The 19,914-nt window shown below is 47.8% G+C and carries 14 protein-coding genes; 11 read left to right on the top strand and 3 right to left on the bottom strand.

The features are described from left to right. Positions 1-17 precede the first annotated feature (17 nt). The 7 genes from Q4Q54_RS08155 (at position 18) to Q4Q54_RS08125 (ending at position 9,686) form a co-directional block, all read left to right on the top strand. Entirely contained in the window at positions 18-2,870 is a 2,853-nt protein-coding gene (locus Q4Q54_RS08155; protein ID WP_220593090.1) for a molybdopterin-dependent oxidoreductase, read from the top strand. Between the two features lie 26 nt (positions 2,871-2,896). Beyond that, the gene (fdh3B, locus tag Q4Q54_RS08150; RefSeq protein ID WP_106649087.1) at positions 2,897-3,493 is read left to right on the top strand and encodes a formate dehydrogenase FDH3 subunit beta; all 597 of its coding nucleotides are present in this window, start codon (positions 2,897-2,899) and stop codon (positions 3,491-3,493) included. Between the two features lie 49 nt (positions 3,494-3,542). Beyond that, complete coding sequence (locus tag Q4Q54_RS08145) at positions 3,543-4,571, top strand: formate dehydrogenase subunit gamma (protein ID WP_012090498.1); 1,029 nt, start codon at positions 3,543-3,545, stop codon at positions 4,569-4,571. 382 nt (positions 4,572-4,953) lie between these two features. Beyond that, on the top strand, positions 4,954-5,154 hold the full coding sequence (locus tag Q4Q54_RS08140; protein ID WP_006084531.1) for a twin-arginine translocation signal domain-containing protein: 201 nt from the start codon (positions 4,954-4,956) through the stop codon (positions 5,152-5,154). A gap of 17 nt (positions 5,155-5,171) precedes the next feature. Further along, complete coding sequence (locus Q4Q54_RS08135; RefSeq protein WP_311988175.1) at positions 5,172-8,024, top strand: molybdopterin-dependent oxidoreductase; 2,853 nt, start codon at positions 5,172-5,174, stop codon at positions 8,022-8,024. Between the two features lie 29 nt (positions 8,025-8,053). Continuing rightward, positions 8,054-8,623: a formate dehydrogenase FDH3 subunit beta gene (fdh3B, locus tag Q4Q54_RS08130; protein WP_006083570.1), complete on the top strand. Its 570-nt coding sequence runs from the start codon at positions 8,054-8,056 to the stop codon at positions 8,621-8,623. Positions 8,624-8,702: 79 nt separating this feature from the next. Then, entirely contained in the window at positions 8,703-9,686 is a 984-nt protein-coding gene (locus tag Q4Q54_RS08125) for a formate dehydrogenase subunit gamma (protein ID WP_311988180.1), read from the top strand. A gap of 80 nt (positions 9,687-9,766) precedes the next feature. On the opposite strand, the gene Q4Q54_RS08120 is transcribed toward Q4Q54_RS08125, so the two are convergent. Next, positions 9,767-11,824, bottom strand: coding sequence for a TonB-dependent receptor domain-containing protein (locus tag Q4Q54_RS08120; RefSeq protein ID WP_311988174.1), 2,058 nt, complete (start codon positions 11,822-11,824; stop codon positions 9,767-9,769). Between the two features lie 667 nt (positions 11,825-12,491). On the opposite strand from Q4Q54_RS08120, the gene Q4Q54_RS08115 reads away from it, so the two are divergent. The 3 genes from Q4Q54_RS08115 (at position 12,492) to Q4Q54_RS08105 (ending at position 16,994) form a co-directional block, all read left to right on the top strand. Then, positions 12,492-14,075: a methyl-accepting chemotaxis protein gene (locus Q4Q54_RS08115; protein ID WP_311988173.1), complete on the top strand. Its 1,584-nt coding sequence runs from the start codon at positions 12,492-12,494 to the stop codon at positions 14,073-14,075. 353 nt (positions 14,076-14,428) lie between these two features. Next, positions 14,429-15,970 (top strand): esterase-like activity of phytase family protein, encoded by a 1,542-nt coding sequence (locus tag Q4Q54_RS08110; protein WP_311988172.1) that lies wholly within the window; start codon positions 14,429-14,431, stop codon positions 15,968-15,970. Between the two features lie 133 nt (positions 15,971-16,103). After that, entirely contained in the window at positions 16,104-16,994 is an 891-nt protein-coding gene (locus Q4Q54_RS08105) for a hypothetical protein (protein WP_311988171.1), read from the top strand. On the opposite strand, the gene Q4Q54_RS08100 is transcribed toward Q4Q54_RS08105, so the two are convergent. Continuing rightward, positions 16,957-17,148: a hypothetical protein gene (locus tag Q4Q54_RS08100; protein ID WP_261273625.1), complete on the bottom strand. Its 192-nt coding sequence runs from the start codon at positions 17,146-17,148 to the stop codon at positions 16,957-16,959. The two genes, Q4Q54_RS08105 and Q4Q54_RS08100, sit on opposite strands and share 38 nt — an antisense overlap. A gap of 395 nt (positions 17,149-17,543) precedes the next feature. Here Q4Q54_RS08100 and Q4Q54_RS08095 point away from each other — a divergent pair, with 395 nt between their 5' ends. Beyond that, positions 17,544-18,935, top strand: coding sequence for a hypothetical protein (locus Q4Q54_RS08095; RefSeq protein WP_311988170.1), 1,392 nt, complete (start codon positions 17,544-17,546; stop codon positions 18,933-18,935). Positions 18,936-19,007: 72 nt separating this feature from the next. On the opposite strand, the gene Q4Q54_RS08090 is transcribed toward Q4Q54_RS08095, so the two are convergent. After that, a complete protein-coding gene (locus Q4Q54_RS08090) occupies positions 19,008-19,910 on the bottom strand; it encodes a bile acid:sodium symporter family protein (protein WP_311988169.1) in 903 nt (300 codons plus the stop codon). Between the last annotated feature and the right edge of the window lie 4 nt (positions 19,911-19,914).

Below are 19,914 nucleotides of genomic sequence, written 5' to 3'. Positions count from 1 at the left end.
CCAGAGGAGAGTGTGTGATGCGATTAACCCGCAAAACAGACCAGGTTGTCGAATCTAAAGCGCCAGCACTGGGTCTCAATCGTCGTCAGTTCTTGAAATCGGCAGGTCTTGCCACAGGTGGCATCGCTGCGGCGTCCATGCTAGGTACAGGCATGATGCGTAAAGCTCAAGCCCAAGAAGACATAGGCCACAATGTTCCCACCGAAGTTAAACGTACCATCTGTTCTCACTGCGCCGTCGGTTGTGGTGTATATGCAGAAGTACAAAATGGCGTGTGGACAGGTCAAGAACCGGCATTTGACCATCCCTTTAACCAAGGCGGACACTGCGCGAAAGGTGCGGCACTGCGTGAGCACGGCCACGGTGAAAAACGCCTGAAATACCCAATGAAGTTAGAAGGCGGCAAGTGGAAAAAGATCTCTTGGGATCAAGCGATTAATGAAGTCGGCGACAAGATGGCAGCGATTCGTCAAGAGTCGGGTCCAGATTCCGTTTACTTTATGGGTAGCGCCAAGTTTTCTAACGAACAAGCTTATTTATATCGCAAATTAGCGGCACTGTGGGGCACGAACAACGTCGACCACTCAGCCCGTATTTGTCACTCTACCACGGTAGCCGGTGTTGCTAACACTTGGGGCTACGGTGCGCAAACCAACTCGTTAAACGATATCCGCAACTCTAAGTGCGTCATGTTTGTGGGTTCAAACCCAAGTGAAGCCCACCCAGTCGCAATGCAACACATTTTGGTGGCTAAAGAACGCGGCGCCAAAATTATCGTAGTAGATCCTCGTTTCACCCGTACTGCAGCGAAATCTGACGAGTACGTGCATATCCGCCCAGGTACAGATATCCCCTTCATTTATGGCCTGTTATGGCACATTTTTGAAAACGGCTGGGAAGATAAAGACTTCTTAAAACAACGTGTATACGGTATGGAACGTATCCGCGAAGAAGCCAAAAAATACACTCCAGAAGAAGTTGAGTTGGTTGCAGGCGTGCCTAAGGCGCAAATGTACCGCGTTGCCAAGATGATGGCCGAAACCAAACCCGGCACTATCGTTTGGTGTATGGGCGGTACTCAGCATCACGTTGGTAATGCCAATACCCGTTCATACTGTATTTTACAGTTAGCCCTTGGCAACATGGGGGTTTCTGGTGGTGGAACTAACATCTTCCGTGGTCACGATAACGTACAAGGTGCAACGGACTTCGGTCTGTTATTCGACAACTTACCCGGTTACTACGGTTTAACCTCTGGCGCTTGGGCTCACTGGTCGAATGTATGGGACTTAGATCCAAAATGGGTAGCCAGTCGTTTCGACCAAGGTGAATACCTAGGCCAAACACCACAAACCTCAACTGGTATTCCTTGCTCTCGCTGGCACGATGGGGTGTTAGAAGATAAAACCAAAATTGCGCAGAAAGACAATATCCGTCTGGCGTTCTTCTGGGGACAATCGGTGAACACTGAAACCCGTGGTCGCGAAGTGCGTGAAGCATTGAACAAGATGGATACTGTGGTGGTGGTCGATCCGTTCCCAACCATGGCAGGGGTGATGCACCAACGTAAAGACGGTGTATATCTGTTGCCTGCGGCGACCCAGTTCGAAACCTATGGTTCAGTTTCAGCGACCAACCGCTCAATCCAATGGCGCACTAAGGTCATCGAGCCGCTGTTCGAATCTCTGCCAGATCATGTGATCATGTATAAGTTCGCCAAAAAATGGGGCGTTGAAAAAGAATTCTGTAAGCACATTCAAGTGAATGGCGACGAGCCTTTAATTGAAGATGTGACCCGCGAATTCAATACCGGTATGTGGACTGTAGGTTACACGGGGCAAAGTCCTGAGCGTTTAAAGATGCACCAAGAAAACTGGGGTACTTTCGACGTCAACAGCTTACAAGCTCCCGGCGGCCCAGCTAAGGGTGAAACCTATGGCTTACCTTGGCCATGTTGGGGCACTCCAGAGATGAAACATCCTGGTACCCAGATCCTGTATGACCAATCAAAACACGTAAAAGACGGTGGCGGTAACTTCCGTGCCCGTTACGGTGTAGAGCACGATGGCGTCAACATTCTCGCCGAAGGTTCATTCTCTAAAGGCAGTGAAATTCAAGATGGTTATCCTGAATTTACCGCCGACATGCTCAAGCAATTGGGTTGGTGGGATGAACTTACTGATGCGGAGAAAAAACGCGCCGAAGGCAAAAACTGGAAGACAGATATCTCTGGTGGCATCCAACGTGTTGCGATCAAGCATGGCTGTATTCCATTTGGTAATGCGAAAGCCCGTTGTATCGTTTGGACTTTCCCAGATGATATCCCGAAACATCGTGAACCACTTTACACTCCTCGTCGTGACTTAGTCGCTAAGTACCCAACCTACGAAGACCGTATGGTTGCGCGTCTGCCGACCTTGTATAAGTCAATTCAAGATAAGGACTTTACCCAAGGCTTCCCACTGACACTGACCTCTGGTCGTCTAGTGGAATACGAAGGCGGTGGTGAAGAATCCCGTTCTAACCCTTGGCTTGCTGAGCTACAACAAGAAATGTTCATCGAGATGAACCCTGCGGATGCTGCGGATCGCGGCGTGCGTGACGGTGACAATGTCTTTGTACATGGCCCAGAAGGCGCCAAGATCACGGTTAAGGCTATGGTGACACCACGGGTTGTTCCGGGTGAATGTTTTATGCCATACCACTTTGCTGGTGTGTTTGAGGGCGAAAGCCTAGCGAAAAACTATCCTGAAGGCACAGTGCCTTACGTGATAGGCGAATCGGCAAACACCATTTTAACTTATGGCTACGACGTTGTGACTCAGATGCAAGAAACTAAGTCCAGCCTATGCCAAATCAGCAAAGCCTAACCTACTTGATGAGGAGATAAGCCATTATGGCAGTCATGAAATTTCTGTGTGACACCAAGCGCTGCATCGAGTGTAACGGTTGTGTCACTGCATGTAAGAACGAAAACGACTCCGCTCTCGAGTGGGGAATCCAACGTCGCCGCGTGGTGACAATTAACGATGGTCAACCGGGTGAAGCATCGATTTCAGTGGCATGTATGCACTGTACTGACGCTCCCTGCATGGCCGTATGTCCGGCAGATTGTTTCTACCGTACCGACGATGGCATAGTGCTGCACAACAAAGATACCTGTATCGGTTGTGGTTATTGCTTCTATGCTTGTCCATTTGGTGCACCGCAATTCCCGAAAAAGACTGCGTTTGGTAGTCGTGGCAAGATGGACAAGTGTACTTTCTGCGCCGGTGGCCCAGAAGAAACCTTCTCCGAAGCCGAGCGTAAAAAATACGGCGCCAACCGTATTGCTGAGGGCAAGTTGCCTATGTGTGCTGAGCTTTGTTCGACAAAAGCCCTGCTCGCGGGTGATGCGGAAGTGGTATCCAATATCTACCGTCAACGTATGGCCTCTCGTGGCAATCCTAACGTGATTTGGGGTTACAACCCCAAGACAGGTGAGATTAACTAAGCAGAGCGAGGGTTAGGGAGTCATCCCTAACCTCTGGCAAGGAGTGAAAATGTTAAACAAACAGTTAAACAAATCACTGCGCAGTCTGTTTGCTCTGTTGGTGCTCGTCATGGGATTGGGATTAGGTTCAGTAATGAGCGCAAGCCCAGTACACGCAAGTGATCAGCAATCGAGTCAACAACAGGCGAAAGCGCAAACCAGCGAGGCCGATCTTTGGCGCGCGGTAAAAGCAGGCGATGCCGGCTATACCACGGCTAAAGGGGTCGAAACTGGGGTGTTGATTAACGTTGCCGGTAACCAAGGTAAAGAACTGAGAAATCAATATCTAACCCCGATTATGGCTTTAGCCGTTGTCGGTGTGTTTGGGGCTTTCTTATTGTTTTATCTGGTGAATGGTCCATCAAAACTCAGCAAGGGCTTTTCAGGCAAGTTAGTGGCGCGTTGGTCAAAGGCGGATCTGTGGATCCACTGGATCATGGCGAGTAGCTGCCTGACACTGATGTTTACCGGTTTAACCATAATGTTAGGTAAGCATGTTGTTCAGCCAATGTTAGGGCCTGATCTGTGGGCACCATTGATCTACGGCAGCAAAACCATCCACGATTGGGCAGGTCCCATCTTTATCGCGGCTTGGGCTGTCTGTGTGGTGAAATGGATGCCACTACAAACCTTCAAGATGTATGATTTGAAATGGTTTTTAGTGGTCGGTGGTTATATCAACTTTGGTCCATTCAAAGGTAAACACCCTGACAGTGGTTTTGCTAACGCCGGTGAAAAAATGTGGTTCTGGACCCTGATGTTATTTGGTTTATTCATCAGTGTTTCAGGCATCATGTTGGTATTACCTGGCTTAGACTTGCCGCGCGAAGCCTCCATGGGCGCGTTACTGATCCACTCTATCAGCGCCATTATCCTGATTGCCTTTACCATAGTGCATATTTGGATGGCGACCGTACTCAGCGAAGGCGGTATGGAGTGTATGAAGTCAGGCTATTGTGATGAAAACTGGGCAATCCAGCACCACAATCTCTGGTATGACGAAATCAAAGCCAACGGCAACTTAAAGTATAAAGACTAAGTTAAACCGCAGCTTTTAGGTCCTTAGAACACCCCGCCATGCGGGGTGTTCTTTTATCTGCACTTCATTAGATAATACAAAAACTTAACACCTGAAACTCCGTGATACAAAAAGCCGCCAGCGCCCTGCTCCCAAGGGAGTTTCGAAACTATGAGCGAGTTAACGCTTTAAGATAACGGCTGCCGATTTCAACACTGCAAACTGTCCTAGATCAATTCCTACTCAACCCTTTCCTACTATATTGCCGTCACGCGCGATGATTGATGGCAAACAAGATGATTTCATTATCTTTCCCACCGCTAATCTTCACTTTTTGATAACAAGATAAACCCCACAAAAAGCCGTGCGATCTCAAAACTAAACCCTAATTTCAGGAGTCAGCATGAAGCAGCAACCCAGCGATTTATCTCGCCGATCTTTGCTCAAAGCGCTCACCGTCGGCAGCGTAGCGGGTGCCGCGATTGCCGCAACCGGCATGAGCGTGGCACAGGCCAGCGAGAGCAGCAAGGTAACCACCAAAGCGTCAAAGGGTTACCACGAAACTGCGCACATCAGCAGCTATTACAATAGCTTGCGCAGCTAATCTAGGAGAAGTCAGCGATGAAGTTAACTCGCAAGTCTAGTGTCGCCCCAGTGGCAGACAAACCGGCGTTAGGCATTAGCCGTCGTCAATTTATGAAGCACGCAGGTATTGCCACAGGTGGTATTGCCGCAGCATCTCTGATGGGCACAGGCATGATGCGTCGCGTCGAAGCCAAAGAAGTGCCACATGATGCCCCTATCGAAGTCAAACGTACTATTTGTAGTGCCTGCGCCGTCGGTTGTGGTCTGTATGCTGAAGTACAAAATGGCGTGTGGACGGGTCAAGAACCCGCATTCGATCATCCCTTCAACGCCGGCGGTCACTGTGCTAAAGGTGCGGCACTGCGTGAACATGGCCATGGTGAAAAACGCCTGAAATACCCAATGAAATTGGTTGATGGCAAGTGGAAAAAAATATCTTGGGAAAATGCGATTAACGAAGTGGGCGACCAAATGCTCAACATTCGAAAAGAATCCGGCCCAGACTCAGTGTACTTCATGGGTAGCGCTAAATTCTCAAACGAAGGTTGTTACATGTACCGCAAACTAGCGGCCATGTGGGGCACAAACAACGTCGACCATTCAGCTCGTATTTGTCACTCAACCACGGTAGCCGGTGTTGCTAACACTTGGGGCTACGGTGCGCAAACTAACTCCTTTAACGATATCCAAAACGCGAATGCGATTTTCTTTATCGGTGCCAACCCTGCAGAAGCCCACCCAGTGGCGATGCAACATATTCTGATCGCGAAAGAAAGAAACAACGCTAAGTTGATCGTGGTTGATCCACGTTTCTCTCGTACTGCAGCGCATTCAGATCTGCACTGCGCATTGCGTCCAGGTACAGATATTCCCTTTATTTACGGTATGTTATGGCACATTTTTGAAAACGGTTGGGAAGATAAAACCTTTATCCAACAACGTGTTTTTGAGATGGATACCATTCGCGCCGAAGCGAAAAAATTCCCACCTAAAGAAGTGGAAAACATCACAGGCGTGAGCGAAGCCGAGGTTTATCAAGCCGCAAAACTCATGGCTGATAACCGCCCCGGTACTGTGATTTGGTGTATGGGTGGTACTCAACACCACGTCGGTAACGCCAACACCCGCGCTTACTGTATTCTGCAATTAGCGCTAGGTAACATGGGCGTGTCAGGCGGCGGTACTAACATTTTCCGTGGTCACGATAACGTGCAAGGCGCGACTGACTTAGGTTTGTTATTCGATAACTTACCGGGTTACTACGGCTTAACAACGGGTGCTTGGACCCACTGGACCCACGTGTGGGATCTGGACATGGAATGGATGAAGAGCCGTTTCGATCAAGGCACTTATCTTGGCCGTGAACCTATGACTACGCCCGGTATCCCTTGCTCTCGCTGGCACGATGGTGTGTTAGAAGAAAAAGGCAAACTCGCGCAGCAAGATAACATCCGTATGGCGTTTTTCTGGGGACAATCGGTCAACACCGAAACCCGTCAACGTGATGTACGTGATGCTTTAGACAAGATGGACACAGTGGTGGTAGTCGATCCATTCCCAACTATGGCAGGTGTGATGCATCGCCGTAAGAATGGTGTTTACTTGCTACCAGCAGCGACACAATTTGAAACTGAAGGCTCAGTTTCTAACTCTGGCCGTAGTCAACAATGGCGCGAGAAAGTTATAGAGCCATTGTTTGAATCTAAAACCGATATCGAAATCATGTATCGCTTAGCGCAAAAACTCGGTTTTGCTGAGCAGTACACTAAACGCATCGCTAAAGAAAATGATTTGCCTGTGATTGAAGACATCACCCGCGAAATCAACCGCGGCATGTGGACTATCGGTATGACGGGTCAAAGCCCTGAGCGTATCAAGTTACACACCCAAAACTGGGGCACTTTCAGCAACAAGACGTTGGAAGCCGCAGGCGGCCCAGCGAAAGGCGAAACCTACGGTTTACCTTGGCCATGTTGGGGCACGCCAGAAGCGAAACACCCTGGTACTCAAATTCTGTATAACCAATCGAAACACGTTAAAGACGGTGGTGGTAACTTCCGCGCCCGTTATGGTGTTGAATACAATGGCAAAAATCTGTTGGCCGAAGGCTCTTTCTCTAAAGGTGCTGAAATCCAAGACGGTTACCCAGAGTTCTCCGATAAGCTGCTCAAACAACTCGGTTGGTGGGATGATCTGACTGCGGCAGAAAAAGCCGAAGCCGAAGGCCGCAACTGGAAGACAGACTTATCCGGCGGCATAGTGCGCGTAGCGATCAAGCATGGCTGTATTCCTTTCGGTAACGCTAAAGCCCGTTGTATTGTTTGGACTTTCCCAGACCAAGCGCCAGTTCACCGCGAACCGTTATACACGCCGCGCCGTGACTTAGTGGCCAAATACCCCACCTATGCCGACATGCAAGTGCACCGTCTGCCTACGCTGTATAAGTCAATCCAAGACAAAGACATGAGCGGCAAGTACCCACTGGTACTGACCTCAGGGCGTCTGGTTGAATACGAGGGTGGTGGTGAAGAATCTCGTTGTAACCCTTGGTTAGCTGAACTTCAACAGGAAATGTTTGTTGAGATAAGCCCTGCCGATGCTGCCGATCGCGGCATTCGTAACGGTGAAGACGTCTGGCTAGAAGGCGCCGAAGGTGGCCGTATTAAGGTACAAGCTATGGTGACGCCACGCGTTAAACCTGGCGTGACCTTTATGCCATATCACTTTGCGGGTGTGATGCACGGCGAAAGTTTAGCGCCTAATTATCCAGAGGGCACAGTGCCTTACGTTATCGGTGAATCTGCTAACACTGCGCTGACCTATGGTTATGACCCTGTGACGCAAATGCAGGAAACCAAGGCATCACTGTGTCAGATCGTTAAAGCGTAAGTGCAGCTTAAGCTAGGAGAATTGCCATTATGGCTACAATGAAATTTTTGTGTGATACCAAGCGCTGCATCGAATGTAACGGTTGTGTCACTGCCTGTAAAAACGAAAACGACTCCGCTCTCGAGTGGGGGATCCAACGCCGCCGCGTAGTGACCATTAACGATGGTCAACGTGGAGAAGCCTCTATCTCTGTCGCCTGTATGCATTGCAGCGATGCACCTTGTATGGCTGTTTGCCCAGCAAATTGCTTCTACAGAACCGACGACGGCATAGTGCTACACAACAAAGATGCCTGTATTGGTTGCGGTTACTGCTTGTACGCCTGTCCGTTTGGTGCACCACAGTTCCCGAAAAAAGGGGCCTTTGGTAGCCGTGGCAAGATGGATAAATGTACCTTCTGCGCTGGCGGCCCAGAAGAAAACCACTCAGAGGCAGAGCGCCAAAAATACGGTTCAAACCGTATTGCCGAAGGCAAACTGCCTATGTGTGCAGAACTGTGTGCCACTAAGGCCCTGTTAGCGGGTGATGCTGAAATTGTTTCAAACATCTTCCGTGAACGTGTGGCTTACCGTGGTGCTAAAAACGCGGCTTGGAATTAATTCAGGTCAACAGGATCTGTCCACAGACTTAGCTTAGCGCCTGCTCAAGTGGGCGCGACTAAGTGAGAGAGGATGTATGATGAACAAATGGTTCAAACACATAGGTTTAGCCATAGCACTGCTATTTAGTGCCGTGTGTATAGCCAATGGTGGTGATGAACTGGCGAATCAAGTTCAGCAGTCTGATGCCCAAATTTGGGCACAACTGAAGGATGGTGCCACGGGATACACTACCTCCCAAAGTGAGTTTCATGCTCAACCCATCAATACCTATGATCTACGGGTATTAGAGCTGCGTAGCGACTGGTTAGCGCCGGCCTTAATGGCGGCACTATTCGGCATGATTATTATCTTTGTCTTATTTATCAAGGTGAACGGCATCTCCAAGCTGCACCATGGTTTTTCAGGCAAGTTAGTGCATCGCTGGTCTAAGTTTGATGTTTCAATCCACTGGTTAGGCGCGATCCCGTGCTTACTGTTGATTTTAACGGGCTTAACCTTGCTGGCAGGTCGCTTCTTCTTCCAACCTTGGTTGGGCGAAGGTATCTGGGAAGCCATCGTCTACGGTGCGAAGCAAATCCATGACGTGATGGCGATTCCCTTCATGATAGGTTGGGCATTAATGACCACCCTATGGGCGAAAAACCAGCTGCCAAAAATGTACGACGTAAAATGGTTCTTAGTCGTGGGCGGTTACATTAACTTTGGCCCATTTAAAGGTAAGCACCCAGACGCAGGTTTTGCGAACGCCGGTGAGAAAATGTGGTTCTGGGCCTTTGCCCTATTTGGATTAGTGATTTCGGCCTCGGGCATGTTGTTGCTGTTCCCAAATCTTTTCGAACCAAGCCGTACATTAAGCTTGATCGCACTCGTGCTGCACTCATTGAGCGCCATAGTGATCTGTGCTTTCTCTATCGTGCACATCTTCATGGCAACGGTAATGTCTGAAGGCGGTATGGAGTGTATGGTGTCTGGTTATTGTGATGAAAACTGGGCAACTCAACACCACAACCTGTGGTACGACGAAATCAAAGCCAACGGCACTTTGACATATAAAGAGTAAAAGTCGCTGAAAATACAAAACCTCCACAGCATGCTATGGAGGTTTTTTTATGGGTAAAATAAGTGCGTTAAATCGAGCGCTTAAAAGCGGTACATCACAGAGACACCCAGATTTCTGGGGTCGATAATCGCTGCATAACCATCGGGGTAACTGCGGCTGGCGGGTTCATTTACCGTCAATGCTTGCTCATCAAACAGGTTGTTTATAAAACCGCTGACTCTCCAGCTATCGGTTTGATAATCGAGGCTTAAGCGAGCCACCACATAGTCACCAGCCACCCGTGATTCGGTATTATTGATATCCGCAAAATACTCACCCACATAGTTGCCTGAAAAACCGAAAGAAAACGCATCGCCCAACCAATATTTTAAGCCCGCATTGGCGGTCATGTGCGGCGCCGAGTTCAGCTGATTGCCGATAATGTCACCATAGCTAGGATCCGCTTGTTTGATCTCACTATCGAGTAACCCTACGCCCGAAATAAATTGCAGGTTTTCGGTTAACATGGCACTAAATTCAGCCTCAATACCGTAGCTGACCGCTTTATCGATATTGGTAATTTTGCGGGCGCTATTAGACGCCTGATAACCATCAAAATCGTTGTAGAAGAGGTTGGCACTCAAGTTAACATCGCCATTGGCAAATGAGCTGCGACTGCTGAGTTCATAGGTATTGACGTACTCTTCGTCGTAATAGTAATACTCACTTTCGGCTAGCGACAGCGCACCGCCGCCCGAGTTATAACCCCGGCGAACACTGGCCGCCAAGGTCGTGCTGTCATTCAGCGCATATTGCAACACCAGCTTCGGCAGGGTGACGGTATTGGCATCGTCGAGTTTTTCCTGCAATTGGCTGCCCTGATAGAGCATATTGAAGTTACGTAATTGCTCGTCACGCATCACGCGGCCGCCGACAGTAACCCAGAGTGACTCGGCAAGCCCATAGGTTATTTCACCGTAAATGGAGGTGGACTTAGTGCTGTCATCACCACTGTAAACGGAACTGCCAGTACTGCCAAAATCTTGGCTGCGTTTAAAATACGCTAAACCCACAAAGCCGTTGAAGTCTTTATCTTTAAGGCCAAAACTGTATTTACCATCGACAGTGTAACTCTGGTCGCTCATATCGACATATTGCTGCGCCGTGACAAGGGGTTCATAGGATTCAAAGCCCCAGTCATAATCCATATAAGCCACGATGAGATCTAAGGCGCGCCCTTCACCGAGGTCATAATCAACTTTCACTGAGTGAGTCGTGGATTTAGTCTCGATATATCGCTGGAAAATAGGCTTAAACGCCCAAGGATCATCACCGGTAAAATAGTTACGTCCAGAGTCACCTTTCTCATCATTGTATGAAAAGCTGTAGAGCACTTTGAGATCTTCAATCGCACTCGGCTGCCACAGGAATTTACCGCGCCAGCGATTGGTGATCAGTTCATTTTGATCAAAAGTGGCGGGATTCGTCTCGTATTCCAAGCCTTTATTGTAGGTATCCCCTGTCACATTTTGTCCGCTCACCCTAAATGCCAACTCATCATCGAGGATCGGGCCTGAGAGCATCACAGCACTGTCGATAAAGTTATCTTGATTACGATAACCGACACGAGCCGCGCCTTGCCAATCGAAGGTCGGATCTTCGGTTTTAATAAACACTGTGCCGCCAATGCTGTTACGGCCGTTAATAGTCGATTGTGGGCCGCGATACACCTCAATTTGTTGGATATCCCATAGGCCAGTGTCACCAGTAAGATCGGCAACAAAAGGCTCAGCAACCCCATCGACTAAGGTGGATACCCGCGCCCGAGCGCCACCGGTAAAAGAGTTAAATCCAGAGGCAGAGCCGTTACCTGAAACCCCACGGATATCCGGCACAGAACCCGATAGCACCACCACGTTAGGTACTTCAGATAAAGCACTCGAGGTGGATTGATATTGACCGCTGTCGAGCGCTTCCTTGTCGATCACCGAAATAGAAGAGGTTGTATCCTTAAGACTACGTTCAATCTTTTCACCATAAACAGTAATCTTCTCAATAGGTTCAGAAGATTCAGCATCTACGCCTGCATAAGCTGAAGATATCAACAAACTCGAAACTATTGCGGCAATTGCACTTTTTTTAAACGCCCTGCATTCCATAAAAACCTCGACAGCGATCATTGATTAAACGGTGTTAGCTTGAAATGCCGACAATCTACATTAAAACAATCTTAAATCCAAATGATAACCAATATCATTTACATTAAGTTTATGGCTTTGTGACTGACCGCAAATTTGCGTGTGATGATAAGTAAAAGAGTGAACCGGGAATAAGTGCGACTTACGTTGACAGGGACTAGAGCTTGTTGACGTTTTGAGATTAAATTTTGTTCGCCCTGACAAGCTCGTGATCGCGAAACAAAGAGTGAAGTGCCGTTATTCCTCCCAAATGAGGAGCAGATCGTGTAATTGATAGTACGAGCAGGAGCTTGCCAGACAAACCCTTTGGGCAGCGTTTGCGTGTTTTGCGATCTGCGTCACAATCGCCTTTTGCACTGTTAATAAGCTGTAGAATGGCGGCTAACCCTGCTTTATTTTTACCCTTAAAAATCAATTAACTGAGATATTATTGAATTTTAATTACACAACATATAACAACCAGGAGGTTATTTCAAACCAACAAAATAATAACAAACCTTTTAAAAACATAAATTTACGTCAAAAAGTCTCAGAATATCACCTTGCGACTGTGTAATTCCAAGCGTTAAAATGGCTGCCATATGTAATTTAATTACACATCTCTTGATTTATACCTCAGTAGGCCACCATGTTTAACAATGCAAAAACCAGCACATTGACGGCGCTGCCTTCAGTATTTTCTAGTATTCTATTGATCATTATCGGTATTTTCTCCTATCGAGGCTTTGCCGAACTCAATGACACCAGCAGCAAACTGGTCAACAATACCCAGCTCGCCGAAACCTTCACTAGTGTACGTGAATCCTTCTTTGAACTGCGTTTAGCAACATTAGTCCATAACACTGACGCCATCAGCTCACAACAACGAAATGTGCAGCGGCTCATAGAGAAACTCGCAAACTTCAACACCGATTTTATGGGGCCAGATGCCAGAACGATCCGTACGCTGTTGCCGCAAATTGAGCAATATGTGCGTCTGTATCAGCAAGAAATCAACTACGCCAAACAAACTGGCGCAGAGCCTGAACTAACACTCGAGCGCAAGGCCCTTGGACCCAAAGTAAGCAATGAGATTAATCAATTAGTTAAGTTGATCACTCAGCGAAACCATGATCTTGGCAAACAAGCCGAAGACAAAGTGAACGCCACCGAGGCATTGCTCCTTGGCCTAATCCTAATTGCCATCGTCGCCTCACTCCTTAGTGCACTCTTTATGAGCAAACGCTTAGTCAGGATAGTCAATGACATTAAGCGGGTAATGGAACGCCTAGCCAATGGCGATCTGACACATAAGACAAATATCAAAGGTGACAACGAACTCTGCTCACTCGCCACAGATCTCGATCGCGTTATCGATAATCTACGCCATATCATCTCGGATATTACCCAAGCCTCAGACCATATCTCAGATCAAATTGGCCAACTGAACGTGCAGTCTAATGCCAATACCCATGCATTGCAGACCCACGCGGTAGAAACCGACCAAGTCGTTACGGCCATGACAGAAATGAGCGCGACTGCCCACAATGTCGCAGGCGATGCTGCATCTGCCGCCCAGTTTACTCAGCAAGCCAATGAACAAGCAGATAGATCGAAGAAATCCGTTGAACAGGCCGCCAACACTGTGATTGCCTTAGTGACTAAAGTGGATGTCGCTGCCGATGCGATTAATGATATGAATGAAAACACCCGCCATATCGCTACTATCTTAGATGTGATTGGGGATATTGCCGATCAAACCAATCTGCTCGCGCTCAATGCGGCTATCGAAGCTGCCCGTGCCGGTGAACAGGGTCGGGGCTTTGCCGTTGTCGCCGATGAAGTGCGTACATTGGCCGCTCGTACTCAAGCCAGTACATCCGAGATTAATCAGATGCTTGAACGTTTACGCCGCGGTGCCGATGCAGCCGTGACCGCAATGGAGCAAACCAAACACAGTTGCCAACAAGCCGCTGACACAACCACTCTGGTAACGGAAAACCTCGATACCCTGACCGCTTATGTGTTCGATATTAATGGGCTTAGCAATCAAATCGCCACTGCCGCCGAAGAGCAAAGCGCCGTGACCGAAGAAATAAACCGTAATCTGACCACCATTCGTGAAATGGTCGATGAACTGAATCAAAGCGGTAAAGCCACCCTTAATAGCGCAACCTCTTTGGCCGCGACGAAGGAACAACTCGTCGGCGTGGTCTCGCACTTTAAGCTTTAAGTTTACTGAACTAAGCTTTTAAACCTGCGGCCTAATAACAAAAATTATTAGGCCGCAGATTTTTTTGATGAAAAACAAAAAGAATCACACCTCCAATATAAATCGCTGTCAGGAAACCTAAGTGATTTAGAAAATATAATCATGATAATCAATTGTTTATATTATATTAAACATCAATAAAACGTCTCACTCAGCCACTCAACTACACCATAATCAGCTTCCCACTCACGCCAACACACAGTATTCGTGCTCGATACGTTAAGCGGCACACTTGTCACATTTAGTTCACAGCCTAACTTTATATTACCTGCCAACAACATAGCTAATCACTTTAAGAATCGGGATATATTAAGATGAAAAATGTGCTCGTCACCTCAGGCTTGTGCCTGTCAGTTTTGCTACTGAGTGCTTGTAATTCGGATAATAAAGACATCAATAGCCTGACCACACAAACCACCTTAATTGGCGGTGATAACCACTGCTGGATGGGCGGCACTCGCACAGATTCGGGTCTTGATAACAACGATAACGGCAAGCTCGACAGTAATGAAGTGGTTGATAGCAGCTATGCATGTAACGCCGACCTGTTTACGGACAAAGCGGTGCATTTACCTTTCACTGTGCTGCGCGATGATTTAGACAATGGCGCTATGCCTGGTACTAAATTTGAAATTCGTAACGGCGGCTATGGCTCTGATGCAGCGCCCAACCCCAATAACCCTATTCAATTTTATGCCCTCACCGATCGCGGCCCGAATGCAGATTACAGCGGTAGTTTAGGCAAAGGAAAAATGTTTCCAACGCCTAACTACACGCCACGTATCGGTTTGTTTGAACTGCAAACCAATGGCACTATCACTAAGGTCAAAGACATCTTATTTAAACGCCCTGATGGCAGCTTGATCACTGGACTGCCTAATAGCAGTAGCCTTGGCGGCACAGGAGAAATCCCCTATGACGCAGCAGGTGAAGTCATTCGTCAAGACATGAGCCAGCCTTATAATGCCCAGACCAACCCCATCAAACTCGATGATTATGGGTTAGATTCTGAAGGTCTCGCCGCCATGGATGATGGCAGTTTTTGGGTCAGCGACGAGTATGGTCCACATATAGTGCATTACTCGGCTGAAGGGGTAGAAATAGCGCGGATTAATCCTTTCGCAGACGATGCACGCAACTTATATAGCCTACCGGCAGAATTTGCTCATCGCCGTGCCAACCGCGGGATGGAAGGGCTGACCATCACGCCCGATCAGTCGACACTTGTGGGCATAATGCAATCGACCATTTCTAATCCCGATAAGAGTGTTAACAATAATACCCTGACTCGAATCGTGACTATCAACTTGTCGACCGGCGCTATTGGCCAATATTTGTATCAGCAAGAAATTGCCCAGAACTCTAACTCAGCGATCGTTGCCTTAAGTAACAGCCAATTTTTAGTGTTAGAACGTGATGGCAAGTTTTTTAATATCGACACTGATGTGATGAAGCATGTATACAAGATAGATATAAGCGGCGCGACGGATCTCGAGACCGTCACTGCACAAGCTGATATCGCCCAAGATGCGGCGTTAGGTTTAACCCTTAAAGGTAAAACCTTAGAACAGGTAGCTCTAAGCGATGGCTGGGAGGTACTTGCAGCCAATGGCATCATACCCGCGACAAAATCACTGGTGCTAGATATGGCCGCCAAAACACAATATCCCCATGACAAAATGGAAGGTTTGTGGCTCATTGATAATAAGCGTTTGGGTGTGCTAAATGACGATGACTTTGCCACTTGGAGCAATAACAACACCTTAGAACAGAAATATCTCGATAGTGCGCAAAGTGATATCGACAGCAACACTTTGTATATCGTTGACGACTTATCCTTATCGGCTGATAAATAACCATTAAGCATTCAGCCACATGAGCCATCACTGTCTTATAGTGGTGGCTCATAACACACTCAAGTTGTAATAGAAGTCGTTATCGCGAAAACATAAACTACCTTGCATCAGCACATCACTTAAGGATTAACCGATGAAAACTGCTTCACAGGCGATGATGTCATTCACGTTAGTCTCAAGTGCCCTGCTCGCCTCATGTGCAGCACAAGCAAATCCAGTCGAAACATCAAGGGAATATAAGCTGCTGCTCGACCCAAGCCACTTTAATTATGCTACTCAAAGCACAACCGCCAATAGCTATCTAACGGATGCTAAACAAGCCATTAGCAACGTAATTAGTCGCAATGTCACAGGCTCTTGGGCATTAACCAAAACACGTCAAGTAGCCTTCTATGACACCCCAACCAGTTGTCAGTTAAAGCAATTAGGTTATATCTTTCGTAACCGAACGAGCGATGGCAAAAGTGAAGTAACCCTTAAATTTCGCAGCCCTGATCGATTTATTGCTGACTTTGAAGATCTCAGCTCACCCGATAATCAAGCCGACACTAAACTCGAAGCCGATATTAGTACCGATATCAATAATGGCATCCGCATCGTGTATAGCCATTCAACCACCACGCCAAACACTCGCACCTTAAATGATATGGCCGATGTAAATAGTCACTTTTCAGGCTTTGCCGATGCTTACGGTTTAAGTAACAATCTCACACTCGCCAAAGTCGGTGGCCTTACGATTAATGAATATGTGTTTGAAGGCAGTGAAATCGATTTAGGCAGCATAGACGCCTCACTCGAACTCACGCTGTGGTACACCTGCTCCCCAAGTGCCTCGCAGCAACCCGTGATTGCCGAAGTATCCTTTAAATATAAAGATCCCAATGGCAATTACACCGCCAAAGTCGTGCAAAGAGCCAAGCAGGCTTTCGACGCTATGGCGCAAATGAGTGCGTGGAACTCAACGAGTTCACTGACTAAAACTGCTTTTATCTATGCAGCAACACCCAATTTTTGCAGTCAATAACGACACACAAATCAGCGTCGTTAACACTAATACCAATCGTATTAAATATCTGTTCATTCAGCGGGAGTTCAACGCGCTTTAGACAAGGCGAAGGCTTGAAGGCATAGTGGTGCTCTGTCGAAAGCCTTGAACGCAGTATAAAGCGCGTTGCCATGCCGTTAACATCAGCCGCCCTTCGGGAGCCTCACAGGCATCCCACTCCCGTGTTGCATTGACTTAAAAGGGAATAACCATTTCTGCGTCAATGCGCCTTGGATTGAAATGCCTGTGAGGCTCTGAACTGATTAGATATTTAATGTGATTGGTATAAGGCATAAAGCCGCAAAACGGCTATTTTGGTAGGTAAACTAGGTAACAAGGAAAATGTCGGTAGCCCCTTCAAACTGGCAATGCCACACAATAGTCACGGCAGTGCTATCGCTGCAACTCATCCGCCAGTCATAACACAGTGGCAAACAGCAAGACTTGCTTGTAGCATAACAAGCCACTATGTTAGCCAACTTCACTCGCACTACCGCTTGCAAGTACCCGCTTAACTACAAGGATGTTATGAAGATATTCACGATTGCGACTCTCCTATTACTGCTGACCCTAAGCTTTGCAGCAACGGCGGAAAAATCCGCGCTGGAACAGTTATTTGAGCAACAACAATACAACGCTTTCTTACAACAAGCACAGCAGCAAGCCGCAGAAAACAATGCTGAGGCGTTATTTCTACTGGGTAAAGCCTACCATCTCGGCCGCGGCGTCACCCAAGACAATGCCACCGCCAGCCAATACTATGAACAGGCCAGAGCCTTAGGTTCGGCCCGTGCCAGCCATAACCTAGGCAGTATGGCGCTGGATAATGATCGAAAAATGCTGGCCATCCCCCTGTTAGAAGAAGCGCTGGCGCGGGGTCTTAAACTACCGACCTTATATAACCTAGGGCGAGCACACAGTCCGGCAGATCCCAGCTCAAGGTTCTATCTAACGAAAGCAATCGCAGCGGCGCAGCGAGCGGGGAGTTACTTTGGACAAGCCTTTGAACTTCAACCCGATAACCTCTATCTGGATAATGCCTCACGCGAGTATCTGCGCGCTTACTTAATAGCAATGCAAAGTGTCGGCAGCGAAAGAGAAAGTCTCGACCTCCCGCAGTTACGCCAGCAAGCCATAAAGTGGCTAGAATTGGGTATGGCAGCAGATGACGGTACGGCGTGGACAAACTACGGCGCCCTACTGTTGAACGAAAATAACTACAGCGGTGCGAAAGCCGCATTTTTACAAGGTGCTAAGCGTCAAGTTGCCATCGCTAATTATCATTTAGGCAGCATGGAAGAGCGCGGTTTGGGCGCAGAAGCCGATAAAGTGCAAGCACTGGCATACTACGAGAAAGCGGCGTTAGCGGGCATGGAAGAAGCGAAGGCTCCCGCTTATGAACTGCTTAAGGCACAACTGGAATATGAAGACGATCTCACTAAATTGGAACAAGGCATTGCCCGCTTTAATGCACTAAAACAGCAAGAACAGTATGTTCCCATCTCACTGGACTCAGTTATAAATCGGCTGGCGTGGGGCACGTTTCTGGCACAGCAGCGGCAACAGACTCTTTCGCTACCCACAGCGGCCAAAATCCAATTAAGCTTGCAAGCCTGTGATTTAGGCTACAACCAATTGCATGGCAGCACATACAATATTGGAGAAAACTCGCACTGGCGTATGGCGGCGTATCTCACCTTAGCTGACAAAATCGCTTTACCACTTGAAGGCAGAGTCGACGAACATGGCTGTGCCAGCTTAACGATTGTCATGACAGATCAGCTGTATCGCTTATTACAACAAGGTGCCGTATTCGGATTGCGCTTTCCCAACTACACACTGCCACTGGCATTAAGCCAGCAAGAAAATATCTTGCAGCTGACACTTATGCCCGTCGAGACCCCATTACCGGTTGATTAGTCACAGCAATCTAAGCCTGTGGCCGCGCTTGCTAGACCACAGGCATTGTCTATTTTCGATAGCAACATCTTATTATTCCCTCGCCCAATATCCTGCCAACATGGCGCCTGATAGGTTATGCCATATCGAAAATATCGCGCTGGGGATGGCAGAAATAGGGCTAAAAAACTTAATACACAAAGCGGTAGCGAGACCTGAGTTTTGTAAGCCGACTTCGATGGAGATGGTTTTGCAGACGGTATGGTTAAAGCCTAATAAACGGCAGCAGAAATAGCCTAATGCGAGGCCAAAACCATTGTGTAAGAACACTGCCAGCAAAATAATGGGGCCAACTTTATCAAACTGATTGGCATTTAACGCCACGATAATGGTAATCGCCATCACGATTGCCAAGATTGAAATCAACGGCAATGCAGGCGCAACTTTGGCCACCAGCGATTTAAAGAAATGATTGATGATCACGCCTGCGCTGACAGGAAACAGCACAATTTTCACTAAACTCAGTAGCATGTCAGCGAAGGGGATATCGATCATTTCGCCAATCAATAACTTAATAATCAGTGGCGTTAACACTACGCCCGCTAAGGTCGACAGCGCCGTCATGGTTATCGATAAAGCCACGTCACCTTTCGCTAAATAACAGACCACGTTTGAAGCAGTGCCACCTGCAACGCTACCCACCAACACCATGCCAATGGTGAGTTCCCTATCTAATCCCAATAACTGACTGATCAATAATGCGCTGAGCGGCATGACCGAAAATTGCAGCACGAGTCCCGTAAGTACTGCACGTTTCTGTTTGAATGCATTAGCAAAATCCTGCAGATCTAAGGTGAGCCCCATAGAGAGCATGATGATCACCAACAGCGGCACTATGGCGGATTTAAGCTCAGTAAACCAACTTGGCATCAGATAAGCTGTCACTGCGCCTATCAGTGCCAACAGCGGGAAGAAGCGGTTTACGTTTACCAACATAGCT

Source organism: Shewanella sp. SP2S2-4 (genome assembly GCF_031932025.1).
In the GTDB taxonomy this organism is placed as follows: Bacteria; Pseudomonadota; Gammaproteobacteria; order Enterobacterales; family Shewanellaceae; genus Shewanella; species Shewanella baltica.
Note: the sequence above shows the minus strand (reverse complement) of the source record. Positions and strands in the feature narration are given on the sequence as shown.